Below are 21,197 nucleotides of genomic sequence, written 5' to 3'. Positions count from 1 at the left end.
CAATGCCCGGAAGGCTGAGAAACTAGTCTTGAAACGGATCGGTCACAAGTATCGTGTCGTCCCGTTCAGGGCTGGTGGAAAGGAGTGCGACCGGCGCGCCGATCAGCTCTTCGATGTAGCGGACGTACTTCACCGCCTGGGCCGGCAGGTCGTTCCAGCTGCGCGCGCCGGCAGTGGTGCCTTTCCACCCCTCCAGCGTCTCGTAGACCGGTTCGACGCGGGCCTGCGCACCCTGGCTGGCCGGCAGGTAATCGATCGCCTCGCCGTCGAGTCGGTAGCCGGTACAGACCTTGATCTCGTCCAGCCCATCGAGCACATCGAGCTTGGTCAGCGCAATGCCCTTGATGCCGTTGACGGCGACGGCCTGGCGGACCAGCACGGCATCGAACCAGCCGCAGCGCCGCTTGCGGCCGGTGACGACGCCGAATTCATGGCCGCGCGTGCCCAGGAACTCGCCGATCTCGTTCTTCTGTTCGGTTGGAAACGGGCCTTCGCCGACGCGCGTCGTATAGGCCTTGGTGATGCCGAGCACATAGCCGATGGCGCCCGGCCCGACACCCGACCCGGCGGCGGCCTGACCGGCAACCGTATTGGACGAGGTGACGAACGGATAGGTGCCGTGGTCGATGTCGAGCAACGTGCCTTGCGCGCCCTCGAACAGGATGCGCTCGCCGGCGCGGCGCTTGTCGTCGAGGATTTTCCAGACGCGGTCCATATAGGGCAGGATCTCGTCGGCCACCGAGATCAGCTCGCTCATGATCGCCTCATGCGTGACCTCGGCATGGCCGAGCCCGCGCCGCAGCGCATTGTGGTGCGTCAGCAGCCTGTCGACCTTCAAGGGCAGCGTTTCCAAATCCGCCAAATCCATCACCCTGACCGCGCGCCGGCCCACCTTGTCTTCATAGGCGGGACCGATGCCGCGACGGGTCGTGCCGATCTTCGTTCCGGAATTGGAAGCGGCGTCCTCGCGAAATCCGTCCAGCTCCCGGTGCAAGGACAGGATAAGCGCGGTGTTTTCGGCTATTTTCAGGCGGTCTGGCGTCACCTCGATGCCCTGCGCCTTCAATTTCGCAACCTCCGCGACGAAAGCGTGCGGATCGAAGACGACGCCATTGCCGATGATGGAAAGCTTGCCTTGCCGCACCACGCCGGACGGCAGCAGCGACAGCTTGTAGACCTTGCCGTCGACGACCAGCGTGTGGCCGGCATTGTGGCCGCCCTGGAAGCGCACGACAACATCGGCGCGCTCCGACAGCCAGTCTACGATCTTGCCTTTGCCCTCATCGCCCCATTGCGAGCCGACGACCACCACATTGGCCATATTTCTTTTCCCTTGAGACGCCGCACGAGCAGCTTGAAACAATTCGAAACGATAGGCCTCTATCGCATCGGCCCCCAAAATCGGAATCGATTTTCGGAAAAGCACGACGCGAGATTAAAGCCTTCCGACGCGTACTTTGTAGCGTCCAATTGCACGCACGTCGCTCTATAGCGTCAAGACCCGGCGAGCGCGACCACTCTTTGCCGCCCAAAACGCTCCGAGGCACAACAATTTTCGTCTTTGACATCATTTACTTGGGCTGGCGGTCGCAATAGGCCCACACCGACCGTCAAATTCCCTCTGCCTGGCCGGGAGTTCACGATGCATCGAGCCGCCTATCTGTTCCTGCTGTGCACCACCTTGCTGTGGGGCGGCAACTCCGTGGCGGGAAAGCTGGCGGTCGGTCATATCTCGCCGATGACGCTGGTCTTCCTGCGTTGGCTGCTGGCGGTTCTGATCCTGCTGCCGATCGGCTGGGGAACGCTACGCCAAGACTGGCCGGTGGTGCGCAGGCACTGGTTGCTGCTTGGCGGGCTCGGCGCTTGCGGCTTCGCCTTTTTCAATGCGATCTTCTACACGGCGCTCAACTACACGACGGCGATCAACGTCTCGATCGAGCAGGCGGCGATACCGATCGTGATCATCATCGCCAATTTCGTGCTGTTTCGTCTGCGGGTGAACCGGGTGCAGATGGCTGGCGTCGTGCTGACCATCATTGGCGTCGCGGTGACGGCGAGCCATGGCGACCTGCGCCAGCTTCTCAAGCTGGATCTCAACTTTGGCGACGCGATCATGCTGGTCGCCGTGCTTTGCTACTCCTTCTATTCGGTGGGGTTGCGGCTGAAGCCGGTCATCCGCTGGCAGAGCCTGATGCTGGCGCTGTCGGTTGCCGCACTCGTCACATCGCTGCCTTTCTTCCTGTGGGAGATTGCCGCCGGCCAGGTCATCGTCCCCGATGCCCGCGGCTGGGCGGTCGCGTTCTATACCGCCATCGGTGCTTCGGTCATCTCGCAGATCTTCTATATCAGGGGCAACGAGCTGATCGGCGCCAACCGGGCCGGCCTGTTCATCAATCTGGTGCCGATCTTCGGTACGCTGCTATCGGTGCTGATTGTCGGTGAGACATTCCAGCTCTATCAGGCGCTGGCTCTCGCGCTGGTGCTCGGTGGCATCAGCCTCGCCGAATACAGCGGACGGAAGATGGCGGCATCCGCTGCTGAATGAAGTCGCTTGCCGCGACGTTCCGCCGCCCCGCGTGCTGCTGCACACGGGGCGGCCGAATTTCAGGCTATCCCCACATCGAAATGCAGCCGCTTGGCGGAGTCGATCGATTTGTGCGAGCGCACCTGCGCCAACACGTTTTCCGGGAACGGCGCATCGAGATAGAGCAATGCGATGGCATCGCCGCCCGGCCGGTTGCGGCCGAGCTGGAAGTTGGCGATGTTGACGCCGTTCTCGCCGCACACCGTGCCGAGCAGGCCGATGATGCCGGGCGCGTCGGCATTGGTCGTGTAGAGCATGTGCTGGCCGACCTCTGCGTCGAGATTGATGCCCTTGATCTGGATGAAGCGCGGCTTGCCGTCCGAAAAACAGGTGCCGGCGATCGAGCGCGTCCTGTGCTCGGTCTTGACCGTCAGCTTGATATAGCCGTCGAACACGCCCGACTTGTCACGCTTGACCTCGGCGACGATAATGCCGCGCTCCTTCACCATGATCGGCGCCGACACCATGTTGACGTCGGAGACCTGCGGCCGGATCAGCCCGGCAAGGGTGGCACTGATCAGCGCGCGCGTGTTCATCGTCGCGGTCGAGCCGTCGAACAGTATCTCGACCTCCTTGATCGGATCCTCGGTGACCTGTCCGACAAAGGCGCCGAGCACTTCGGCAAGCTTGACGAAAGGTTTCAGCCGCGGCGCCTCTTCGGCGGTGATCGACGGCATGTTGATGGCGTTGGAAACGGCGCCCTTGATCAAATAGTCGGACATCTGCTCGGCGACATGCAGGGCGACATTCTCCTGCGCTTCGGTGGTCGACGCGCCGAGATGCGGCGTCGCCACGACATTCTCCATGCCGAACAGTGCGTTGTTGTCCGCCGGTTCGACCTCGAACACGTCGATGCCGGCGCCGGCCACCTTGCCGCTCTTCAGCGCCGCGATCAGGTCGGCCTCGACGATCAGCCCGCCACGGGCGCAGTTGATGATACGCACGCCGGTCTTCATCTTGGCGATCGCCGCGGCGTCGATGATGTTGCGCGTCTTGTCGGTAAGCGGCGTGTGCAGCGTGATGAAGTCGGCGCGGGCGAACAGCTCGTCGAGCTCGACCTTTTCGACGCCGAGCTCCTCGGCGCGGCTGTCCGACAGGAATGGATCGAAGGCGATGACATGCATCTTCAGGCCGACGCCGCGCGTAGCGACGATCGAACCGATATTGCCGCAGCCGATGATGCCCAGCGTCTTGCCGGTGATCTCGACACCCATGAAGCGGTTCTTTTCCCATTTGCCGGCGTGGGTCGAGGCGTTGGCCTCCGGTATCTGGCGGGCCAGCGCGAAGATCATGGCGACGGCATGCTCGGCGGTGGTGATCGAATTGCCGAAGGGCGTGTTCATCACGATGATGCCCTTGCGGCTCGCCGCCGGGATGTCGACATTGTCGACGCCGATGCCGGCGCGGCCCACGACCTTCAGCCTGGTCGCGGCATTGATCAGCTTCTCCGTGACCTTTGTCGCCGAGCGGATGGCCAGCCCATCATACTGGCCGATCACTTCGAGCAGTTTTTCCTTGTCCTTGCCGAGATCCGGCAAATAGTCGACCTCGATGCCGCGATCCCTGAAGATCTGCACGGCGGTGGTGGAAAGTTTGTCTGAGACGAGAACGCGGGGCATTGGCTTGGTCCTTTGCGATTGGCGTCCCTCCCCCTTGAGGGGAGGGTCGGCGCGAAGCGCCGGGGTGGGGTCGTTGCGGCCGGATGCGGCCAAATCTTTTTCTTTCTGGATGGCGGATCGTTGAGCGGGTGGAGGCGACCCCACCTGGCCCTTCGGGCCACCCTCCCCTCGAGGGGGAGGGAGTCAGGCCGCCGCTTTGAGCGACGCCTTTTGCGCAGCAAAGGCCCAGTCGAGCCAGGGCAGCAGCGCTTCGAGATCGGAGGTCTCGACTGTCGCGCCGCACCAGATGCGCAGGCCGGGCGGTGCATCGCGGTAGGCGCCGATGTCGTAGGCGACGCCTTCCTTGTCGAGCACCGAGACAATTGCCTTGGCGAACGCAGCCTGTCCATCGGCGTCGAGTGCAGCGACTTGCCGGTCGGTGAAGGAAAGGCAGACCGATGTGTTCGAACGCGTCGCCGGGTCTACGGCAAGATGGCCGAGCCAGGAAGATTTTCCGACAAAGCGATCGAGAACAGCGGCATTGGCATCCGCTCTGGTGACCAGCGCGTCGAGGCCGCCGATCGACTTCGCCCAACGCAGCGCGTCGAGATAGTCTTCGACGCACAGCATCGACGGCGTGTTGATCGTCTCGCCCTTGAAGATGCCTTCGATCAGCTTGCCCCCCGAGGTGAGACGGAAGATCTTCGGCAGTGGCCAGGCCGGCTTGTAGCTTTCCAGGCGTTCGACGGCGCGCGGGCTGAGGATCAGCATGCCGTGCGCGCCCTCACCGCCCAGCACCTTCTGCCAGGAGAAGGTGACGACGTCGAGTTTCTGAAAATCGAGCTGTTGCGCAAAGGCCGCCGAAGTCGCGTCGCAGATGGTCAGGCCCTTGCGGGTGGCCGGGATGAAATCGCCGTTCGGCACGCGCACACCCGACGTGGTGCCGTTCCAGGTGAAGACCACGTCGCGGTCGAAGTCGATTTTGGTCAGGTCCGGCAGTGCGCCGTAGTCCGCCTCTAACCTGCGAACATCGGCGAGCCTCAGCTGCTTGACCACATCGGTGACCCAGCCGGAGCCGAAGCTCTCCCAGGCGACCATGTCGACGCCGCGTTCGCCGAGCAGCGACCACAGCGCCATTTCGACCGCGCCGGTATCCGAGGCCGGCACGATGCCGATGCGGTAGTCCGCCGGAACCTGGAGGATTTCCCGGGTCAGCTCGATCGCTTGTTCGAGCTTGGTCTTGCCGATCTTGGCGCGGTGCGAGCGCCCGAGCGCGGCATTTTTGAGCGCCTCGACCGACCAGCCGGGGCGTTTTGCACAGGGACCTGAGGAAAAATTGGGATTTGCCGGACGGAATCCGGGCTTCGTATGCGTGGTCATCGTGGTCTATCCTTCCAGATAGTGGCCCCTCGTTGGGGAGGGGTGGCCCACGGATGGCGATATGCGTTCAGGCTTTCGGCGTCAAGGGGAAAGTTTTTGTCGCTGTCGGGATACTGGCCGCCTTTGGCGAAAATGCCATAACGCAAACGGCGGGCCAAAGACCCGCCGCTGCAATGCGTCGGGTTGAATCGTGCCTACCAGAGATCGTAGCGTAGTCCGACTTTGACTTGATGATTGTTGATCCCTTTGCGGATCGGAAAAGAAGTCAGACTCTCGGCAGTCACATATTCGGCGTCTGGCGCGGAAAAATACTGATAGCCCAGATCGACTGAGACGTTCTTGGACACTTGGTACGCAAGCCCGGCATTCAGCGTGTAGGCGAAGGAGTACTGGGTCTTGTTGTCACGCCGGACGAAATCGTCGGTGGGGTCGGCGTTGTCGGTGAAGTAGCTCGCCGACAGGCGACGCTTGCTCTGCACGACACCGACACCGGCGCCGAGATAAGGTGTGATTCCGACATAGGTGCCAAGGTCGACATAGCCGTTGAGTATGCCTGAGAAGGCATAGTTCTTCAGGGTCGCCGATGCCACGGTCGTTCCGTCGTTATAGCCGACGTCGATCTTGTTGCCGGGAAGATAGCCGACATTGAGATCGGCGCGCAGATAGTCGTTGAAATGGTAGCCGAAGCCAATGCTGGCAAAGATGGGATCTTCCTTTTCGTCGAAGCTCGCGGGTGTGAAGGCGAAATGCTCATCCTTGAAGCTCTTCTGCACCAGATAGGAGACATCGCCACGCAGATACCATCCCGAGCCAACCTCGACCGGTACATAGTCGGGCGCCTGGTCGACATAGACCGGCGGTTCGTAATCGGCGCCAAGCGCCGGCGTCAGCGGCACCAGGACGACTGCTGCAAGCGCCAGTGCTACAGGCGATTTGAATGTCATGGTCCTCGGCTCCCGAACTTGGCGCATTCGCGATCGCGCGCCGTTTCAGACAGCATTGTTAACCATAGTGGTTAAGTGCGGGTTAAGGATAACAAGGCGTTAGCAATTGATTTGATCCGCCTTCGCTCCTCGAGCCGGACGGTGTTGCAGAGCGCCGCAGCATGTTTAGGCAGCCAAACGAAACCGCCCGGCATCAGCCGGGCGGTCAACGAATTCCTCGATTTCGAAGCGACTACTTGGTGTAGACGGGCTCGGGTTCCGGAACATAAGGTTCCGGTTCAACGCAGTCCGATCTGCCGAACTGGTAGCGCAGGCCGCCGCGCACCTCATGAACATTGATGCCATTGTCATAGCCGGGGCCGACGCCGCTGCCGAAGTCGAACATCTTCCCACCGTTTATATGGCTGTAGCGGTAGCCGACGTCGAGTTTGACGCGATCGGTCAAACAGTAGGATGCGCCAACCATGGCAGCATAGGCAAAACGCCAGCCCTTGCCGCCGTGGTGGAAGAATTCACCGTCTTCATCGCTGTTGTGGAGTGTATCCCACTTAACCCAGGCGCCGCCGATGCCGGCGCCGACATAGGGCGTGATACCGTGCCATGTGCCGATATCGACATAGGCGTTGGCGAGCAGCAGCAGCGCGGTATAGGACGAGGTGTCGACCGAAGTACACGGATCTCCATCAAGGCAGATGCCGCTGGTCGAGCCGCGGAAGGTGGATTTGCTCATCCAGTCCGCGGTCAAGTCGGTGCGGAAGTGCCGGTCGATTTGATAGCCAACGCCGGCACCGGCCGAGAAAGCACTCTTCAGCTTGCCGCTGTCAAAAGTGCCGGTTCCGGGAGGCGGTCCGTAGGTGATATAGTCGGCGCCGCGAAACTTCGACCAGTGATAGTCGATGTCGCCACGGATATACCAGCCGCCAAAGTCGGCCGGCTGCTCGTAGGCGATCGGTGGCGGCGCCTCCTCGACGACGGGCGGCTCGACGAAATCGGCGGCGAATGCCGGCCCGGCGCCGGCAAACAGCGCGGCCAGGAGAGCCATTCTTGCTGTGTTGAACATGCTTTATCACCCCTGAGAACCCTCGAACGGCGAACGCGCCCGAAATGTGATTGACCTCAGTTGTGGATAATGAATCGGAAAGGTTAAAAGGCGTTTAACCGTATTGATTAACCACGAATCACTAAAAGTGGAGCAATCTGGCGGCCGTTGCTGCAGGCGGAGCTGGCCGCGACTCAATAAAATGCCCGCCGGCAAGGCGGGCTTTTGAACCGATGTTGGAGGGAGATCAGGCGGCGCTGCGCGTTTCCGAAATGACCTCGACGATGTCGTTGACCACGGACTCGACAAGCTGCGGGTCGTCGCCCTCCGCCATGACGCGGATGAGCGGCTCCGTGCCGGATGGCCGGATGACCAGGCGCCCGGCCTTGCCGAGGCGATTGCGCGCATCTTCGATCGCCGCCTTGACCGGCGCCTCCTCCAGCGGCTTGCCGCCGGAAATATGCACATTCTTCAAAAGCTGCGGCACCGGCTCGAATTTCTTCGACAGTTCGCTGACCGGCCGGTTATGGCGCTTGATGCAGGCGAGCACCTGGAGCGCCGAGACGAGCCCGTCGCCGGTAGTCGAGAAATCGGACAGCACGATGTGGCCCGACTGTTCGCCGCCGACATTGAGCCCATGGGCACGCATGTGCTCGACGACATAGCGGTCACCGACCTTGGTGCGATGCAACTGCAGGTTCATGTCGCCGAGGAAGCGTTCGAGGCCGAGATTGGACATCACCGTCGAGACGACGCCGCCGCCGGCCAGCCGTCCGCTCTGGTGCCAGGATTCGGCGATCAGTGCCATGATCTGGTCGCCATCGACGATCGCGCCGTTTTCATCGACGATAACGACGCGGTCGGCATCGCCGTCGAGCGCAATGCCGATATCGGCGCGCACCTCGTGCACCTTCTTTTGCAGGCCGGCCGGATGAGTCGAGCCGCATTCCTTGTTGATGTTGAAGCCGTTGGGCTCGACATTGATGGCAACGACCTCGGCGCCGAGTTCCCACAGCGCGTCGGGCGCCACCTTGTAGGCGGCGCCATTGGCGCAATCGACGACGATGCGCAGGCCCGACAGCGACATCGAGCGCGGCAGCGTGCGCTTGGCGAATTCGATATAGCGGTCATGCACGCCGTCGACGCGTTTGGCGCGGCCGAGCCCATCGGAATCGGCGAGCGCCAGTTCGATATCCTTGTCGAGCATCCCCTCGATACGCTCCTCGATCTCATCGGACAGCTTGTAGCCGTCGGGACCGAACAGCTTGATGCCGTTGTCGTAATAGGGGTTGTGCGAGGCAGAGATCATCACGCCGATATCGGCGCGCAGCGAGCGCACCAGCATGGCAACAGCCGGCGTCGGAATCGGGCCGAGCAGGAAGACATCCATGCCGGCGGCGCACAGGCCGGATACCATCGCGTTCTCGATCATGTAGCCGGAAAGCCTGGTATCCTTGCCGAGCACGACGCGGTGGCGGTGGCTGCCGCGCTGGAACGAGAGGCCGGCGGCCATGCCGACCCGCATGGCGACCTCCGCCGTCATTGGAAACGTGTTGGCGCGCCCACGAATGCCGTCCGTACCGAAATAATGTCCTGCCATGTTCGCCAGCTTCCCGATGGTTCTTTCCGAGCATCTCATGCCATAAAATGGCCCAAGCCCCGTCATCACATTGTATGATTATGGACGACCAATCCTTAGAAAATTGTTGTACGTCACGCTAGTGTGTTGATTTTCAAGTTCCGAGCCCTTGTTGCGGCAGCAGCATCAGAAACATCAACTCAAACCTCATCTGGATCCTTTGGGCTGTGGCAGTGTGGCCTTGAACCCGAATCCGCATCGTGCTGCTCCAGACAGCGGTGGCTCAGGTCCGCCGCAGCCGCCGATTTGACTGGCTGTCATTCGACGCAGTGTCCTCGCTGGGAACCAGCCATAGGCGCGCGCTCCGTGCAATGCACCCGGACGAACTTGGCGGGGAGACGGTCCCGGCAACGAATTCATCACCTTAAAGAAAAGAATGCACTTCTAAATTTGTCTCTACGCTACTTAGCATCTGGCGCAACCAGCCGTTGAGCGCTATTGCTGCACTGGGACATATCATGAACCGCCGCAGGGAGAAAACGCATGCTCATCCACCGACTTGCCACTTTGACGGGTCTTGCCGTCGCGACTTTATTCCTGGCGGCGCCTGCCAGCGCGCTGACCATGGCCGAGTGCAGCACCAAGTATAACACGGCCAAGGACGCGGGAACGCTTGGCGGGCAGAACTGGAACCAGTTCCGCAAGGCCCAATGCGGCACCGATGCTTCCGCCGCTACAACCGAACCCGCGCCAGCCAAAGCCACGGCCAAGGCTGCCGACACGACCAAGGCAGCCGCCGCCGACGATGCGGCGCCGGGCCTGACGGCGAAGGAGTGCAGCACCAAATACCAGGCCGCCAAGGCTGCCGGCACGCTCAACGGCATGAAGTGGAACGATTTCCGCAAGACCCAGTGCGCCGCCGGCGCGACGGCAGCCGCACAACCCGCCGCCAAGACCAAAGCAGCGGCGGCCAGCAGCGATGACGCAGCGCCTGGGCTGACGGCCAAGGAATGCAGCACCAAATACCAGGCCGCCAAGGCTGCCGGCACGCTCAACGGCATGAAATGGAACGACTTCCGCAAGAGTGAATGCGCCGCCGGCGGAACTGCAGCCGCACAGCCTGCCGCGGCACCTGCCAAGGCGACGACAGCCGCCGCGACCGATACCGGCAAAGGCCTCAGCATGGCGGATTGCAGCGCCAAATATCAGGCTGCCAAGGCCGGCAACACGCTGAATGGCATGAAGTGGAACGACTTCCGCAAGAGCCAATGCGGCGCCGGCGCAGCCGACGACGACACCCTGCCGGCTCCCGACGCCAAGTACACCGGCGATCCGCAACCGCCGACCATCACCGCCCCCCAGGGCGTGAAATTCCCGACGGCGATCTCCAAGAAGTATGCAACCGAGACCCCGGCCAAGGGCCGCATGCACACCTGCCTCGACCTCTACTACGCCAACAAGGACGCCAACACGCTGGGCGGCCTCAGGTGGATCCAGAAAGGCGGCGGCTTCTACAGCCTCTGCAACGCCAAGCTGAAGAGCTGACCGGCGCCACCATCCGACGACATGAGCCCGCGAGCCGCAAGGTTCGCGGGCTTTTTTGTTGCTGCCGAACACGTGCGAAGAGCGCCATCCGCGCGCAAGCGGCGCCGCTGCCAATCGGCCCTCGTGGGGGAGATGTCCGGCAGGACAGAGGGCACTGTCCAGGGGACTGTCCCGCCGACATCGATGGTCGCCAGCACGCGCGACGCTTGGTCGAAAAGGAGCCTGAAATAAAAAACCCCGCCTCAGCGGGCGGGTCGTCAGCGCCAATTGGCACTATACCCAAATTAATAGCATAGCTGCCGGCACAAAGCAAGAACAAAATGTGGCGCCACCGGCAAAAAAATGCGAGCTTCATTCTCCGGCGCGCTTTGTCGATCTTCCCGAAATCGTCAACGAGGACGATAGAAGGCCCCATTCCTTCGCGCCCTCTCTGTCCTGCCGGACATCTCCCCCACGAGGGGGAGATTGGCCGTCATCGTCACTTTCGCCAATTTCCAGCGATGCAGGAAGGGTCGCATTCCCCAAGAGAAAACGCCGCGGTTAGAGCCGCGGCGTTTCGAAGTCGATCTGTCCTGGACCGGAGCCTAGCTTGATGGCTGGGGTTCCATGCCGCCTTCGGGCTCGGGGCCTTTCTTGCGGCGGCCGGACTTCGGCACGGCCGAGCCGCGGCTCGGCGGCGTATCGTCGCCAAGGTCGCGCGCGGGCTTATTGCCGGCGATCAGCTGCTTGATCTCCTCGCCGGACAGCGTCTCGTATTCGAGAAGGCCCTGCGCCAGCGCGATCCATTCCTTCTTTTTCTTGGTCAGGATGGACCTTGCCGTCGAATAGGCCTCGTCGATCAGCCGGCGCACTTCGGCGTCGATGATCTGCGCCGTCTCTTCCGAGATGTTCTGCGTGCGCGCCACCGAATGGCCGAGGAACACCTCCTCCTGGTTGTCGCCATAGGCGACATGGCCGAGCTTGTCCGAGAAGCCCCAGCGCGTCACCATGGCACGCGCCAGCTTGGTCGCCTGCTCGATATCGGAGGAGGCGCCGGAGGTGATGTTCTCCTTGCCGAATTTGAACTCCTCGGCGACACGGCCGCCCATCATGATGGCGAGGCGCGAGATCATGTATTTGTAGCTCATCGAATAGCGGTCGCCTTCCGGCAGCTGCATGACCATGCCGAGTGCCCGGCCGCGCGGGATGATGGTCGCCTTGTGCAGCGGATCGGCCGACGGCACGTTGAGCGCTAGGATGGCATGACCGGCCTCGTGATAGGCGGTCAGCTCCTTCTCGGCCTGTGTCATCGCCGACGAGCGGCGCTCGGCGCCCATCATGATCTTGTCCTTGGCGTCCTCGAATTCGGCCATGGTGACGAGGCGCTTGTTGCGCCGCGCCGCCATCAGGGCGGATTCGTTGACCAGGTTCATCAGGTCGGCGCCGGAAAAGCCCGGCGTGCCGCGCGCGATCACCTTGAGGTCGACATTGGGCGCCAGCGGCACGTTGCGCACATGCACTTTCAGGATCTTCTCGCGGCCGACGATATCGGGGTTCGGCACCACCACCTGGCGGTCGAAGCGGCCCGGCCTCAGCAGCGCCGGATCGAGCACGTCTGGCCGATTGGTGGCGGCGATCAGGATGATGCTTTCGTTGGATTCGAAGCCATCCATCTCGACCAGCAGCTGGTTCAGCGTCTGCTCGCGTTCATCATTGCCGCCGCCGAGGCCGGCGCCGCGATGGCGGCCGACCGCGTCGATTTCGTCGATGAAGATGATGCAAGGCGCGTTCTTCTTGGCCTGGTCGAACATGTCGCGGACGCGGCTTGCGCCGACGCCGACGAACATCTCGACGAAGTCCGAGCCCGAAATGGTGAAGAACGGCACGTTGGCTTCACCCGCGACCGAGCGGGCGAGCAGCGTCTTGCCGGTTCCGGGAGGACCGACGAGCAGCACGCCGCGCGGGATCTTGCCGCCGAGCCGCTGGAATTTCTGCGGGTCGCGCAGGAATTCGACGATCTCTTCCAGATCTTCCTTGGCTTCGTCGACGCCGGCGACGTCCTGGAAGGTGACGCGGCCATGTGCTTCGGTCAAAAGCTTGGCCTTCGACTTGCCGAAGCCCATGGCGCGGCCGGAACCGGACTGCATCTGGCGCATGAAGAATATCCAGACGCCGAGGATGAGGATCATCGGCAGCCAGGAGATCAGGGTGCCGAACAGCGAATTGGAGCCGTCGGATTCAGGACGCGCATTGATGGTGACGTTCTTGTCCTGCAGCCGCGAAACCAGCGACGGATCCCCAGGCGAATAGGTCTGGAAGCCGTTGGAACTGTCAGTGTAGTTGCCGGAGATACGGGCGCCGGCGATGGTCACCGACTTGATCCGTCCCGCCGCGACTTCCTGCAGGAACTGCGAATAGGGAACATCGCTCGAGGCTCCACGCGTCTGCGGCGTCTGGAAAAGATTGAAGAGAGCGATGAGCAGGACCGCTATGATCGCCCAGAGCGCGAGGTTGCGATAATTCGGATTCATCAATTGTCCCGTTGGCGCCGCTGGGCGGACACGCGTCGTGAGAGGAAACTTGGCCCTAACATAGGGAGAGCGTTCCCCCTTGCCAAGCATAACAGCAGGTCTCGGTTAAGCATTTGCCCGTGGTAGGCCGGCACTGTGGCCACCGAATGGCGAGGCTGGAACCGGCGCCGCGCCAAGCAAGGCGGCGACGGCATCGGCCGGCGCCAGATCGAAGGACGGCAGGAAACGGGCGAAGGGCGCGACTGCCGGATATGCGGCGACAGCCGCCGGCATCGGGCCTTCCCCGAGCAAACCAAGGCATTCGCCGTCCCGCCAGAGCGCCGGCTCGGCGGCCAAGGCGGCACGTACAAGGCTTGCCGGCGTGCCATGCCCTTCAATTGCCCGCTTTGCGGCAAGAGCCGCCCCGAGCGGTGCTACCAACAGCGGCGCGATCAACAATGCACCTGAACTGTCGCCCAATGTGATCCGTCTGCGGCAGTCCCAAAGCGCATTGCCGGAAACCGCAACAGCGGGCGGCAGATCCCGCAATTCGCGGTGCAGAAAGATGCCCGTACGCCGGGCATCGATCACGGTCCGCGACAATGTGGCACAAAGCGGCCCGGTGCGGAACCGGCCGAAAAGGGCTTCGCTGCGGGCCTGGTCGGGAAGGAAGGCGGTGCCGCCGGTCGCCGCCAGCAGGATGCGCAGCGCATAAATGGCCGCCCGGCTGTCGGCGGCCGTCGCAAAATCCTGATCGAGGCGGACGAGGCCGGCGGCCGGCCTGGAGGCCAAGCTGCGGATCAGCATGGCCGCGCGATGTCCCAGCTGCTCACGCTCGACCGCCGCCTTTCTGGCCAGCGCTATCGCTTCAGCCACGCGAGGCGCACCATCGCCTTCGGCAAGTGCTGCGCGGACGCGCGGCCGCTCGAAAGCGGTATCGGCATTGGTCGGATCATCGATCCAGGCAACCTGTTCACGCCGCAGGAATTCGCGCAGCTGAGCACGCCTTATGCCGAGCAGCGGCCGCACGATCCAGTGCCGCCACTCGTAGAGGGTTGCCGGCGCCATGCCGGCAAGGCCCCGCCCTTCGTCGCGCGATCCATCGTCGCTTTGCCCTGCATCACTTGGCCCTCCATCACTTGGCCGCTCGTCACGCGCCCACTCGTCACGTGCTTGCCGCATCAGCACGGTCTCGGCCTGGTCGTCGGCGGTGTGGCCGGTCAGGATCAGGCCGATGCCTGCCGCTTCGGCGGCCTCGGCGAGCAGCCGATAGCGCGCCTCGCGCGCGGCGGCAGGCAGGCCGGTCGATGGTTTGTGCCCCGACCAGGCGAGGACGCGATGGGCAATGCCGCGCGCCGCGCACAGCCTGGCCACGGCTTGCGCTTCCGCTGCCGCTTGCGGCCGCAATTGATGATCGATCGTTACCGCCAGCAATTTCGTTGCCGGGGCGTTACGGTCGAGATGGGCTTTGAGGAGGAGGAGAAGGGCGGTCGAGTCGCTGCCGCCGGACACGGCCGCAACAGCGCCGTTGGAAAAGTCGATCTGCGAAAAATCCGAAAGGTCAGGCTCGGTGTCGAGCGTCATGCATGTCGTCCAAAAGTGGACCCGGTTTTGGGGCTACGACATGCAACAGAAAAACTAGCACGCCGCGAGCGCCCTTTCCTGCTTGACCCGCTCCTTGAGCGCGCCGGAAATATCGGGGTAGCGCTTGCCGATCTCGCTGAAGGTGGCACAGGCCACGTCGCGCTGCTTCAGCCCGACAAGTGAAACGCCGAGCTTCAGCAGCATGTCTGGCGCTTTCTTGGCCTTGGGATAGTCCTTGCTGGCAGCGAGGAAAGTCTCGGCCGCATCGCGGTATTTCTGCTGGCCGAGCAGCGATTCACCAAGCCAGTAATGCGCGTCCGCCGCTTTGGCGTCCTTGGGAAAACGGGCGATATGGTCGCGGAAGCCCTGTTCGGCGGTGCTGTAGTCGCCCGACAGGATGAACTGGTAAGAATTGCGGTAAAGCTCTTCCGGATCGTTGGTCGACGGGAGTGCCGCGACCACCGTATCATCGGATTTACCGGCCTTGTTGCCGGCTGCGCTGGCGCCGTTGGCTGGGGCCGTATTCTGCTGCGGCGCATTCGCTTGGGCATTGCCGTCGGCTTCGACGACATTGCCGTTTTTGTCGACGGTGATGGTGCCGAACGTCTTGGGCGGCGCGCCGGGGATCAGCTTGCCGGGATCGCCGTTGGGCGATTCGACGATGACGTCCTCGACGCTCTTGTCGCCGTCTGCGGCCTTGCCCGCATCGGCCGGAGCCGGCGTCCCCGGCGCCTCCGCCACGTTACTGTCGCCGTTGGGGCTGTCGCTGCTAGGCGCCGCCTCGGACTTCTTCTGCTCGGCCGGCTGCTGCGCGCCTTGCGGACCGCCTTCCAACTGCTGGAAGCGGAATTCGTTGTCTTCCTGCTGCTTGCGGATCTGCTCCTGCATCTGCAGGACCTGGAAATTGAGTTCCTCGATCTTGCCATTCATCTGCCGGAGCTGTTCCTCCAGCGCCGGAGTGCCGGTGCCATCCTGTTGCGCGAATTGAACCTGATCCGGCTTTTTCTTTTCGCCGAAAATGCCGGGCAGTTTGATCGTCGGCAGGTGGAAGGAAAAACCGCTTTCCGATGACGGCCCGGTGCCGTTTGCCCCGTCAGCAAGTGCCGCGATACTTGATACGAGCAGCAGCGCAAGCGTGCCGCTCAAGACCGATCTGAAATGCATGTGCCTCTCGCCGTGAAACCATTGTTGCGCGCCTCTCATTCGAAGTAGACCAGTCAACTGGGGACTAGCCAGACGCTCTCGGCTCTTAACAGGACGTGAGACTTCGGCCAAATTTTGTTTGGAGCGAGCAGATATGAAAAAGGCGGCCTTTTGGCCGCCTTTCACACCAAGTGTTGCATTTATGCCGATCAAGAACCGGCGCCGCCCAGCGTGGTTACGGCGCGGCGGTTCTGCGACCAGCAGGAGATGTCGTCGCAAACCGCGACCGGACGCTCCTTGCCGTAGGAAATGGTCTTCAGGCGCTGCGCCGAAACACCCTTGGCGACCAGGAAGTCGCGTGTGGCGGCAGCACGGCGGGCGCCGAGCGCCAGATTGTATTCGCGCGTCCCGCGCTCGTCGGCATGGCCTTCGATGACGATGGCATACTGCTTGTACTGGTTCAGCCACTGCGCCTGGCGCGACAGCGTCGTCTGCGCATCGGCGCGGATCGAGGACGAATCGGTATCGAAGAAGATGCGGTCGCCGATATTGACGGTAAAGTCCTGGGCCGACCCTGGCGTTGCCGCGCCGGCGCCGTTGAGGCCAAGATCGGCGGCGCTGTTCGGCGTCTTCTTCGAGGCGCAACCGGTGATCGCGAGCATAGCGACCAGCGCGATCATGACCGGGTTTGTGGTAAGTGCTGCGATACGGCCCATGCCGCCTCTCCTTCGCAATTCGAGTGATTTCATTGATCGTCCAGTAACCACGTTTGGGTTAACCGACGCTCAAGAAACACGGTTAAAATTTGGTTTTCGGCTGCCGTCCGCAACCGTTCTGCCGAGGGGCGACAATGAGCGCGGACCGTAGGCGGAAATGCGGCCAAAACATGAAAAAGAGGGAATTGAGGAACTGAAGAACTGAGGAATTGAGGAAAGAGATCACCTCAGCTTCTCTCTGAGATTGACCAGCATTCCGTAGATGCGGGCATAGGATTGCAACCAATCGTCGCGTTGCGCCTGTGTGATGTACTCGAGGTCGAACGCATACGAAATCCAGGTCTCCACCTCACTGCATGATCCTATGGCCATCGAAATGAAGCGTGCGAATTCGGGCTTGGAGTGAGTCTGTTTGGCAAAGCCTTCGGCCAAATTGGCGCAGATCGCCTTGCTGGAACGACGTAGTTGATCGGCGAGCGCGTATTGCTCCATTTTCGGAAAAGCAAGCGTGGCTCTGTGTACCCCAAGGGAAACCGCATAGGCACGCTTATAGACTTCTAAATCCCTCGCGTGCTCGATGTAGACCCCTGCCTTCTCCATTCTTCAGTTCTTCAACTCTTCAGTTCTTCAACTCCTCAGTTCTTCAGTTCTTCAATTCCTCAGTTCTTCTTCCATCACTCCAGCAGCGGCGACCAGGCCGGATCCGAGGCGAAGTTCGCCGTCGGGATCGACTGTTCGTTGCGGCCGGTGAGATCGACCGAAACAAGTTTTGGTCCGCCATTGGAATCGCGGAAGAACATCAGCACCCGGCCGTTGGGCGCCCAGGTCGGCCCTTCCTGCTGAAAGCCGGTGGACAGGATGCGCTCACCCGAACCGTCGGTGCGCATGACGCCGATCTGGAATTCGCCGCCGGTCTGCTTGGTGAAGGCGATGAGATCGCCGCGCGGCGACCACACCGGCGTCGAATAGACGCCGTCGCCAAACGAGATGCGGGTCTGGCCCGAGCCGTCGGCGCCCATCACATAGATCTGCGCGCGGCCGCCGCGATCCGAGGTGAACACCACCTTGCTGCCGTCAGGCGAGTAGGACGGTGAGGTATCGATGGCGGTCGAGTTGGTGAGCCTGGTCGTCGAGCGACTTCTCAGATCCATGGCGAAGATGTTGGAATTGCCGTCATCGCGCAGCAGGCTCATGATTACCTTCTGGCCGTCCGGCGAAAAGCGCGGCGCAAACGTCATGCCGGGGAAATTGCCGACCAGTTCGCGCTGCCCCGTCTCGATCTGCAAAAGGTAAACCCGCGGCTGGCCGCTCTCGTAGGACATGTAGGTGATTTCCTGCCGGTTCGGCGAGAAGCGCGGCGTCAGCACGATCGATTTGCCGTTCGACAGATAGCGGACGTTGGCGCCGTCCTGGTCCATGATGGCAAGCCGCTTCTTGCGCGCATTCTTGGCACCGGATTCGTCGATGAAGACGACGCGCGTGTCGAAATAGCCCTTCTCGCCGGTCAGCCGCTCGTAGATCGCATCGGCGATGATATGGGCGACGCGCCTGGTATTGGCGTCGTTGGCGAAGAACTGCTCGCCCGACATCTGCTGGCCGGCAAACGTGTCCCACAACCGGTACTGGGCGCGAATGCGGCCGTCAGCCTCCTTGCCGACACTGCCGGTGACCAGCGCCTGCGCATTGATCACCTTCCAGTCTTCGAAGCGCGGCGTGGCATCCGGGTTCGAGATCTTTTCAATGAAAGCGCTTTTGTCGATCGGCGCAAACAGGCCGGAGCGTTTCAGGTCGGCACTGACGATGCCGGAAATCTCGGCGCCGAGCGCATCGCCGCCCTCGAAGTCCGTGATGGCGATCGGCAACGGCTCGACATTGCCCTTATTGACGTTGAGCTCAACGAGCGCCCGCGCCGGCAGGGTGACAGCAACAGTCATACCCAGCGCCATCGCTGCGATCGTCAGGAGCGGCTTGAGGATGGATTTCATGTCTTCTCGCTTCTCTTCGCTGATTCTGTGGGAGCCGGGCCTAAAGACCGAGCATCTCCCTGGGGTCAAAAGTGACCCGAACGTCGGACCAGATGTCTTGCTTGCCCGCCGGAACCTGCAAGCCGGCCACATCGCATTTCTGAACCGCGCGCACTGCACTTTCGTCAAACGGGCGGTTTCCGCTCGACTTTTCAACGCTCGGCCGGCCATCCAGCTTGCCGGAGGCGTCCAGATTAAACCGGACCACGACGACGAAATTCTCCGAACCCTCGAGCCCTGCCGGAAGCGTCCAGCAACCACCAAGCTGGGCCTCCAATGCCCCCTGCTCCGATTTCGAAAGCTTCTGGCCCTGGTCCTTCTCGCCGCCGAGCGATGCCTGCTGGGTCGAGCGCTTGGCGCCGCCGCCGGACGGCTTCCGTTTGTCGAGCAGCGCCGAGATCTCGTCGGCATTGAATTGCTTGTCGTCCGATTTCGGCTTGGACGAGGCTTCCTTGACCGGCTTGTCGGCGTCCTTGCGCTCCGGCGCCTTCGCGCTTTCAGCCTGGGCCGGCTGCGGCTTCGGCCGAGCCTCAGGCGCCGGCGCCGAGTCCGGAAGCTGCGCCTCCTCGGTCGGCGGTTGCTTGGCAATCGCCTCGGCGACGGCATCCGGCTTGACCTCGGGCTGCGGATCGATTGCGGCAGTCTTGTCCTGCGGCGGCGTGGGCGTCGGCTCCTTGGCCGGCGTCGGCTTGGGCTCGGTCTGCTTGACAGGTTCGGGCTTGACCTCTTCCTTCGGCTGCGGCACCGGCGCCACCTCCGTAGCGGGAATAGGCTTCGGCTTTTCCTTCGGCTTCGGCACGTCCTCAGGCTTGGGCTTTTCGACCGGCGTCGGCGCGGGTGGCGGAGCCGCCGTCATGTCGACCGGCTGGGGCTTGGGCTCAGGTGTCGGCTGCTTGTCGGTGTCGACGCTGTTATCGCCGACTTTCTGGGCATCGGGAACGATGTCGGGACGCTGCGTCGGTAGCGGCGCCGGCTTGTCGTGCATTACAGCCTTCTTGTCGCCTTGCAGGACCTGTGCCGTCGCTTCCATCGGCACGATCTCGACCGACACCGATTCCGCATCGGACGCAGGCATCGCGGGCGGCGCCGACAGCGTGAACAGCCCGAAAGCGATCGCCACCGTATGCAAGATCACCGATGTGGTGAGGCCGGTCCTCATCTCGCGTTTATTGATCCTGTTTCGGCAGTGTAATCAGGCCGAGGTTCTTGTAGCCTGCGTCCTGGATGAGACCCATCACCACCATCGCGTCGCCATAATTGGTGGTCTTGTCGCCCTTGACGTAAATGCGCTCTTCGTAGCCGGTCTTAGAAATCGCCTTCAGCTTGGCGATCAGCTCCTCCTGCGGGATTTCGGTCTCCTGCACGAAGATCTTGCCTGTGCCGTCGATCGTAATCGTAATCGGCTGGGTATCGGTGTTCATCGCCTTGGCCTTCGTCTCCGGCAGGGTGACCGGCACGCCGACCGTCAACATGGGTGCGGCGACCATGAAGATGATCAGCAGCACCAGCATCACGTCGACCATCGGCGTGACATTGATTTCCGATATCATCGCGTGATGGCGGCCGCGCCGCCTGTGGCCTCGACCACCGCGTCCTCCGCCACCTGCGCTTACAGACATTCCCATGATCGTTCCTCAAGCCTTCTGCGCGACTTTTTCATCGATTTGGCGCGAGAGTATGGCGGAGAACTCATCCGCGAACCCTTCCATGCGCACCGCGATCTTGCTCGCATCCGACGACAGCTTGTTGTAGGCGATGACGGCCGGGATGGCGGCGAGCAGGCCGATGGCCGTCGCCAGCAGCGCTTCGGCGATGCCGGGCGCGACCACCGACAGGCTGGTGTTCTTCGAGGCTGCAATCGCCTGGAACGAGGTCATGATGCCGATCACGGTGCCGAACAGGCCGATGAAGGGCGCCGCCGAGCCGGTGGTGGCGAGGAAGCCGAGCCGCCCTTCAAGTTTTTCCATCTCGCGGGTCAGCGCCAGATCCATAGCCTTGTCGATGCGGGTCTGCAGGCCGAGCGGCGATTTCGCGCCCTTCTCGAAGCTTTTCTTCCATTCGCGCATGGCGGCGACGAAGATCGCGCTCATGCCGGTCGTCTTGCGGTCGGCGAGCGTGCGGTAAAGCTCTTCCAGCGACTGCCCCGACCAGAACACCTGTTCGAAGCGATTGAGCGCCAGCCGCATGCGGGCATAGGCGACGAGCTTGTCGACGATGATCGCCCAGGTCCAGATCGAGGCACCAAGCAGCCCGATCATGACCAGCTTGACCACCCAACCGGCCTGCATGAACAAGGCCCAAATCGATAAATGCGCGCCCGGTTCGGCGAGAGCGATGTTTTCCATGTTACGTCCTTAAAGATTTTCGGGGCGTGGCTGGCGGCTGGCCCATGGGCATCCCTTGTGGTCCGTTCGCGTTAGGCTTGCGGAATAACCCCAAATGCACCGTTGGCGGCCTTTTCGGGGCAAATATTGGTGAAAGGAAGGCGCTTGGATTCTCCCAATCTTAACCAATCCCTTCATGGACCGTTATGGTTAAGGATGGGTTAGGACGTACAGCGCGGCGCATTGCC

The 21,197-nt window shown here is 62.3% G+C and carries 17 protein-coding genes; 2 read left to right on the top strand and 15 right to left on the bottom strand.

The window, feature by feature from the left end; translation table 11 throughout:
* Positions 1-22: 22 nt before the first annotated feature.
* Positions 23-1,321: an adenylosuccinate synthase gene (locus tag NKJ20_RS05715; RefSeq protein ID WP_352450815.1), complete on the bottom strand. Its 1,299-nt coding sequence runs from the start codon at positions 1,319-1,321 to the stop codon at positions 23-25.
* A 321-nt stretch (positions 1,322-1,642) separates the two neighbouring features.
* On the opposite strand from NKJ20_RS05715, the gene NKJ20_RS05710 reads away from it, so the two are divergent.
* A complete protein-coding gene (locus NKJ20_RS05710) occupies positions 1,643-2,545 on the top strand; it encodes a DMT family transporter (RefSeq protein WP_352742999.1) in 903 nt (300 codons plus the stop codon).
* 59 nt (positions 2,546-2,604) lie between these two features.
* Here NKJ20_RS05710 and serA read toward each other — a convergent pair whose 3' ends face one another.
* The 5 genes from serA to glmM form a co-directional block, all read right to left on the bottom strand.
* Entirely contained in the window at positions 2,605-4,203 is a 1,599-nt protein-coding gene (serA, locus tag NKJ20_RS05705; RefSeq protein ID WP_352450817.1) for a phosphoglycerate dehydrogenase, read from the bottom strand.
* Between the two features lie 183 nt (positions 4,204-4,386).
* Positions 4,387-5,562 carry a phosphoserine transaminase gene (locus NKJ20_RS05700; RefSeq protein WP_352742998.1) on the bottom strand — a complete coding sequence of 392 codons (1,176 nt, stop codon included), beginning with the start codon at positions 5,560-5,562 and terminating at the stop codon, positions 4,387-4,389.
* A 194-nt stretch (positions 5,563-5,756) separates the two neighbouring features.
* Positions 5,757-6,506, bottom strand: coding sequence for an outer membrane protein (locus NKJ20_RS05695; RefSeq protein ID WP_352742996.1), 750 nt, complete (start codon positions 6,504-6,506; stop codon positions 5,757-5,759).
* A 232-nt stretch (positions 6,507-6,738) separates the two neighbouring features.
* Entirely contained in the window at positions 6,739-7,566 is an 828-nt protein-coding gene (locus NKJ20_RS05690; protein WP_352450820.1) for an outer membrane protein, read from the bottom strand.
* A 226-nt stretch (positions 7,567-7,792) separates the two neighbouring features.
* Positions 7,793-9,145 (bottom strand): phosphoglucosamine mutase, encoded by a 1,353-nt coding sequence (gene glmM / locus NKJ20_RS05685; RefSeq protein ID WP_352742994.1) that lies wholly within the window; start codon positions 9,143-9,145, stop codon positions 7,793-7,795.
* Between the two features lie 861 nt (positions 9,146-10,006).
* Between glmM and NKJ20_RS05680 the strand changes: the two genes are divergently transcribed.
* Positions 10,007-10,669: a hypothetical protein gene (locus NKJ20_RS05680; RefSeq protein WP_502894788.1), complete on the top strand. Its 663-nt coding sequence runs from the start codon at positions 10,007-10,009 to the stop codon at positions 10,667-10,669.
* Positions 10,670-11,253: 584 nt separating this feature from the next.
* Here the strand turns inward: NKJ20_RS05680 and ftsH are convergent.
* The 9 genes from ftsH to tolQ form a co-directional block, all read right to left on the bottom strand.
* Positions 11,254-13,179, bottom strand: coding sequence for an ATP-dependent zinc metalloprotease FtsH (gene ftsH / locus NKJ20_RS05675; protein ID WP_023677989.1), 1,926 nt, complete (start codon positions 13,177-13,179; stop codon positions 11,254-11,256).
* A gap of 105 nt (positions 13,180-13,284) precedes the next feature.
* Positions 13,285-14,742 (bottom strand): tRNA lysidine(34) synthetase TilS, encoded by a 1,458-nt coding sequence (gene tilS / locus NKJ20_RS05670; protein ID WP_352742990.1) that lies wholly within the window; start codon positions 14,740-14,742, stop codon positions 13,285-13,287.
* 54 nt (positions 14,743-14,796) lie between these two features.
* Entirely contained in the window at positions 14,797-15,906 is a 1,110-nt protein-coding gene (gene ybgF / locus NKJ20_RS05665; RefSeq protein WP_352677940.1) for a tol-pal system protein YbgF, read from the bottom strand.
* Positions 15,907-16,094: 188 nt separating this feature from the next.
* Complete coding sequence (pal, locus tag NKJ20_RS05660; protein ID WP_023677992.1) at positions 16,095-16,601, bottom strand: peptidoglycan-associated lipoprotein Pal; 507 nt, start codon at positions 16,599-16,601, stop codon at positions 16,095-16,097.
* Positions 16,602-16,823: 222 nt separating this feature from the next.
* A complete protein-coding gene (locus NKJ20_RS05655; protein ID WP_023677993.1) occupies positions 16,824-17,201 on the bottom strand; it encodes a four helix bundle protein in 378 nt (125 codons plus the stop codon).
* Positions 17,202-17,275: 74 nt separating this feature from the next.
* Positions 17,276-18,547 carry a Tol-Pal system beta propeller repeat protein TolB gene (gene tolB / locus NKJ20_RS05650; protein WP_352743011.1) on the bottom strand — a complete coding sequence of 424 codons (1,272 nt, stop codon included), beginning with the start codon at positions 18,545-18,547 and terminating at the stop codon, positions 17,276-17,278.
* A gap of 79 nt (positions 18,548-18,626) precedes the next feature.
* Entirely contained in the window at positions 18,627-19,784 is a 1,158-nt protein-coding gene (gene tolA, locus NKJ20_RS05645; protein WP_352742988.1) for a cell envelope integrity protein TolA, read from the bottom strand.
* Between the two features lie 7 nt (positions 19,785-19,791).
* Positions 19,792-20,244, bottom strand: coding sequence for a protein TolR (gene tolR, locus NKJ20_RS05640; protein WP_502894786.1), 453 nt, complete (start codon positions 20,242-20,244; stop codon positions 19,792-19,794).
* Positions 20,245-20,259: 15 nt separating this feature from the next.
* Positions 20,260-20,970, bottom strand: coding sequence for a protein TolQ (gene tolQ / locus NKJ20_RS05635; protein WP_023677997.1), 711 nt, complete (start codon positions 20,968-20,970; stop codon positions 20,260-20,262).
* Positions 20,971-21,197 lie beyond the last annotated feature (227 nt).

It is taken from the genome of Mesorhizobium sp. M0185, assembly GCF_040322175.1.
Taxonomy (GTDB): Bacteria; Pseudomonadota; Alphaproteobacteria; order Rhizobiales; family Rhizobiaceae; genus Mesorhizobium.
This window is presented reverse-complemented; position numbering and strand designations above follow the sequence as displayed.

Excerpts from the sequence above, each read along its gene's own strand:
- NKJ20_RS05715 (WP_352450815.1), bottom strand. The coding sequence starts at position 1,321 with ATGGCCAATGTGGTGGTCGTCGGCTCGCAATGGGGCGATGAGGGCAAA.
- NKJ20_RS05710 (WP_352742999.1), top strand. The coding sequence starts at position 1,643 with ATGCATCGAGCCGCCTATCTGTTCCTGCTGTGCACCACCTTGCTGTGG.
- serA (WP_352450817.1), bottom strand. The coding sequence starts at position 4,203 with ATGCCCCGCGTTCTCGTCTCAGACAAACTTTCCACCACCGCCGTGCAG.
- NKJ20_RS05700 (WP_352742998.1), bottom strand. The coding sequence starts at position 5,562 with ATGACCACGCATACGAAGCCCGGATTCCGTCCGGCAAATCCCAATTTT.
- NKJ20_RS05695 (WP_352742996.1), bottom strand. The coding sequence starts at position 6,506 with ATGACATTCAAATCGCCTGTAGCACTGGCGCTTGCAGCAGTCGTCCTG.
- NKJ20_RS05690 (WP_352450820.1), bottom strand. The coding sequence starts at position 7,566 with ATGTTCAACACAGCAAGAATGGCTCTCCTGGCCGCGCTGTTTGCCGGC.
- glmM (WP_352742994.1), bottom strand. The coding sequence starts at position 9,145 with ATGGCAGGACATTATTTCGGTACGGACGGCATTCGTGGGCGCGCCAAC.
- NKJ20_RS05680 (WP_502894788.1), top strand. The coding sequence starts at position 10,007 with ATGAAGTGGAACGATTTCCGCAAGACCCAGTGCGCCGCCGGCGCGACG.
- ftsH (WP_023677989.1), bottom strand. The coding sequence starts at position 13,179 with ATGAATCCGAATTATCGCAACCTCGCGCTCTGGGCGATCATAGCGGTC.
- tilS (WP_352742990.1), bottom strand. The coding sequence starts at position 14,742 with ATGACGCTCGACACCGAGCCTGACCTTTCGGATTTTTCGCAGATCGAC.
- ybgF (WP_352677940.1), bottom strand. The coding sequence starts at position 15,906 with ATGCATTTCAGATCGGTCTTGAGCGGCACGCTTGCGCTGCTGCTCGTA.
- pal (WP_023677992.1), bottom strand. The coding sequence starts at position 16,601 with ATGGGCCGTATCGCAGCACTTACCACAAACCCGGTCATGATCGCGCTG.
- NKJ20_RS05655 (WP_023677993.1), bottom strand. The coding sequence starts at position 17,201 with ATGGAGAAGGCAGGGGTCTACATCGAGCACGCGAGGGATTTAGAAGTC.
- tolB (WP_352743011.1), bottom strand. The coding sequence starts at position 18,547 with ATGGCGCTGGGTATGACTGTTGCTGTCACCCTGCCGGCGCGGGCGCTC.
- tolA (WP_352742988.1), bottom strand. The coding sequence starts at position 19,784 with ATGAGGACCGGCCTCACCACATCGGTGATCTTGCATACGGTGGCGATC.
- tolR (WP_502894786.1), bottom strand. The coding sequence starts at position 20,244 with ATGTCTGTAAGCGCAGGTGGCGGAGGACGCGGTGGTCGAGGCCACAGG.
- tolQ (WP_023677997.1), bottom strand. The coding sequence starts at position 20,970 with ATGGAAAACATCGCTCTCGCCGAACCGGGCGCGCATTTATCGATTTGG.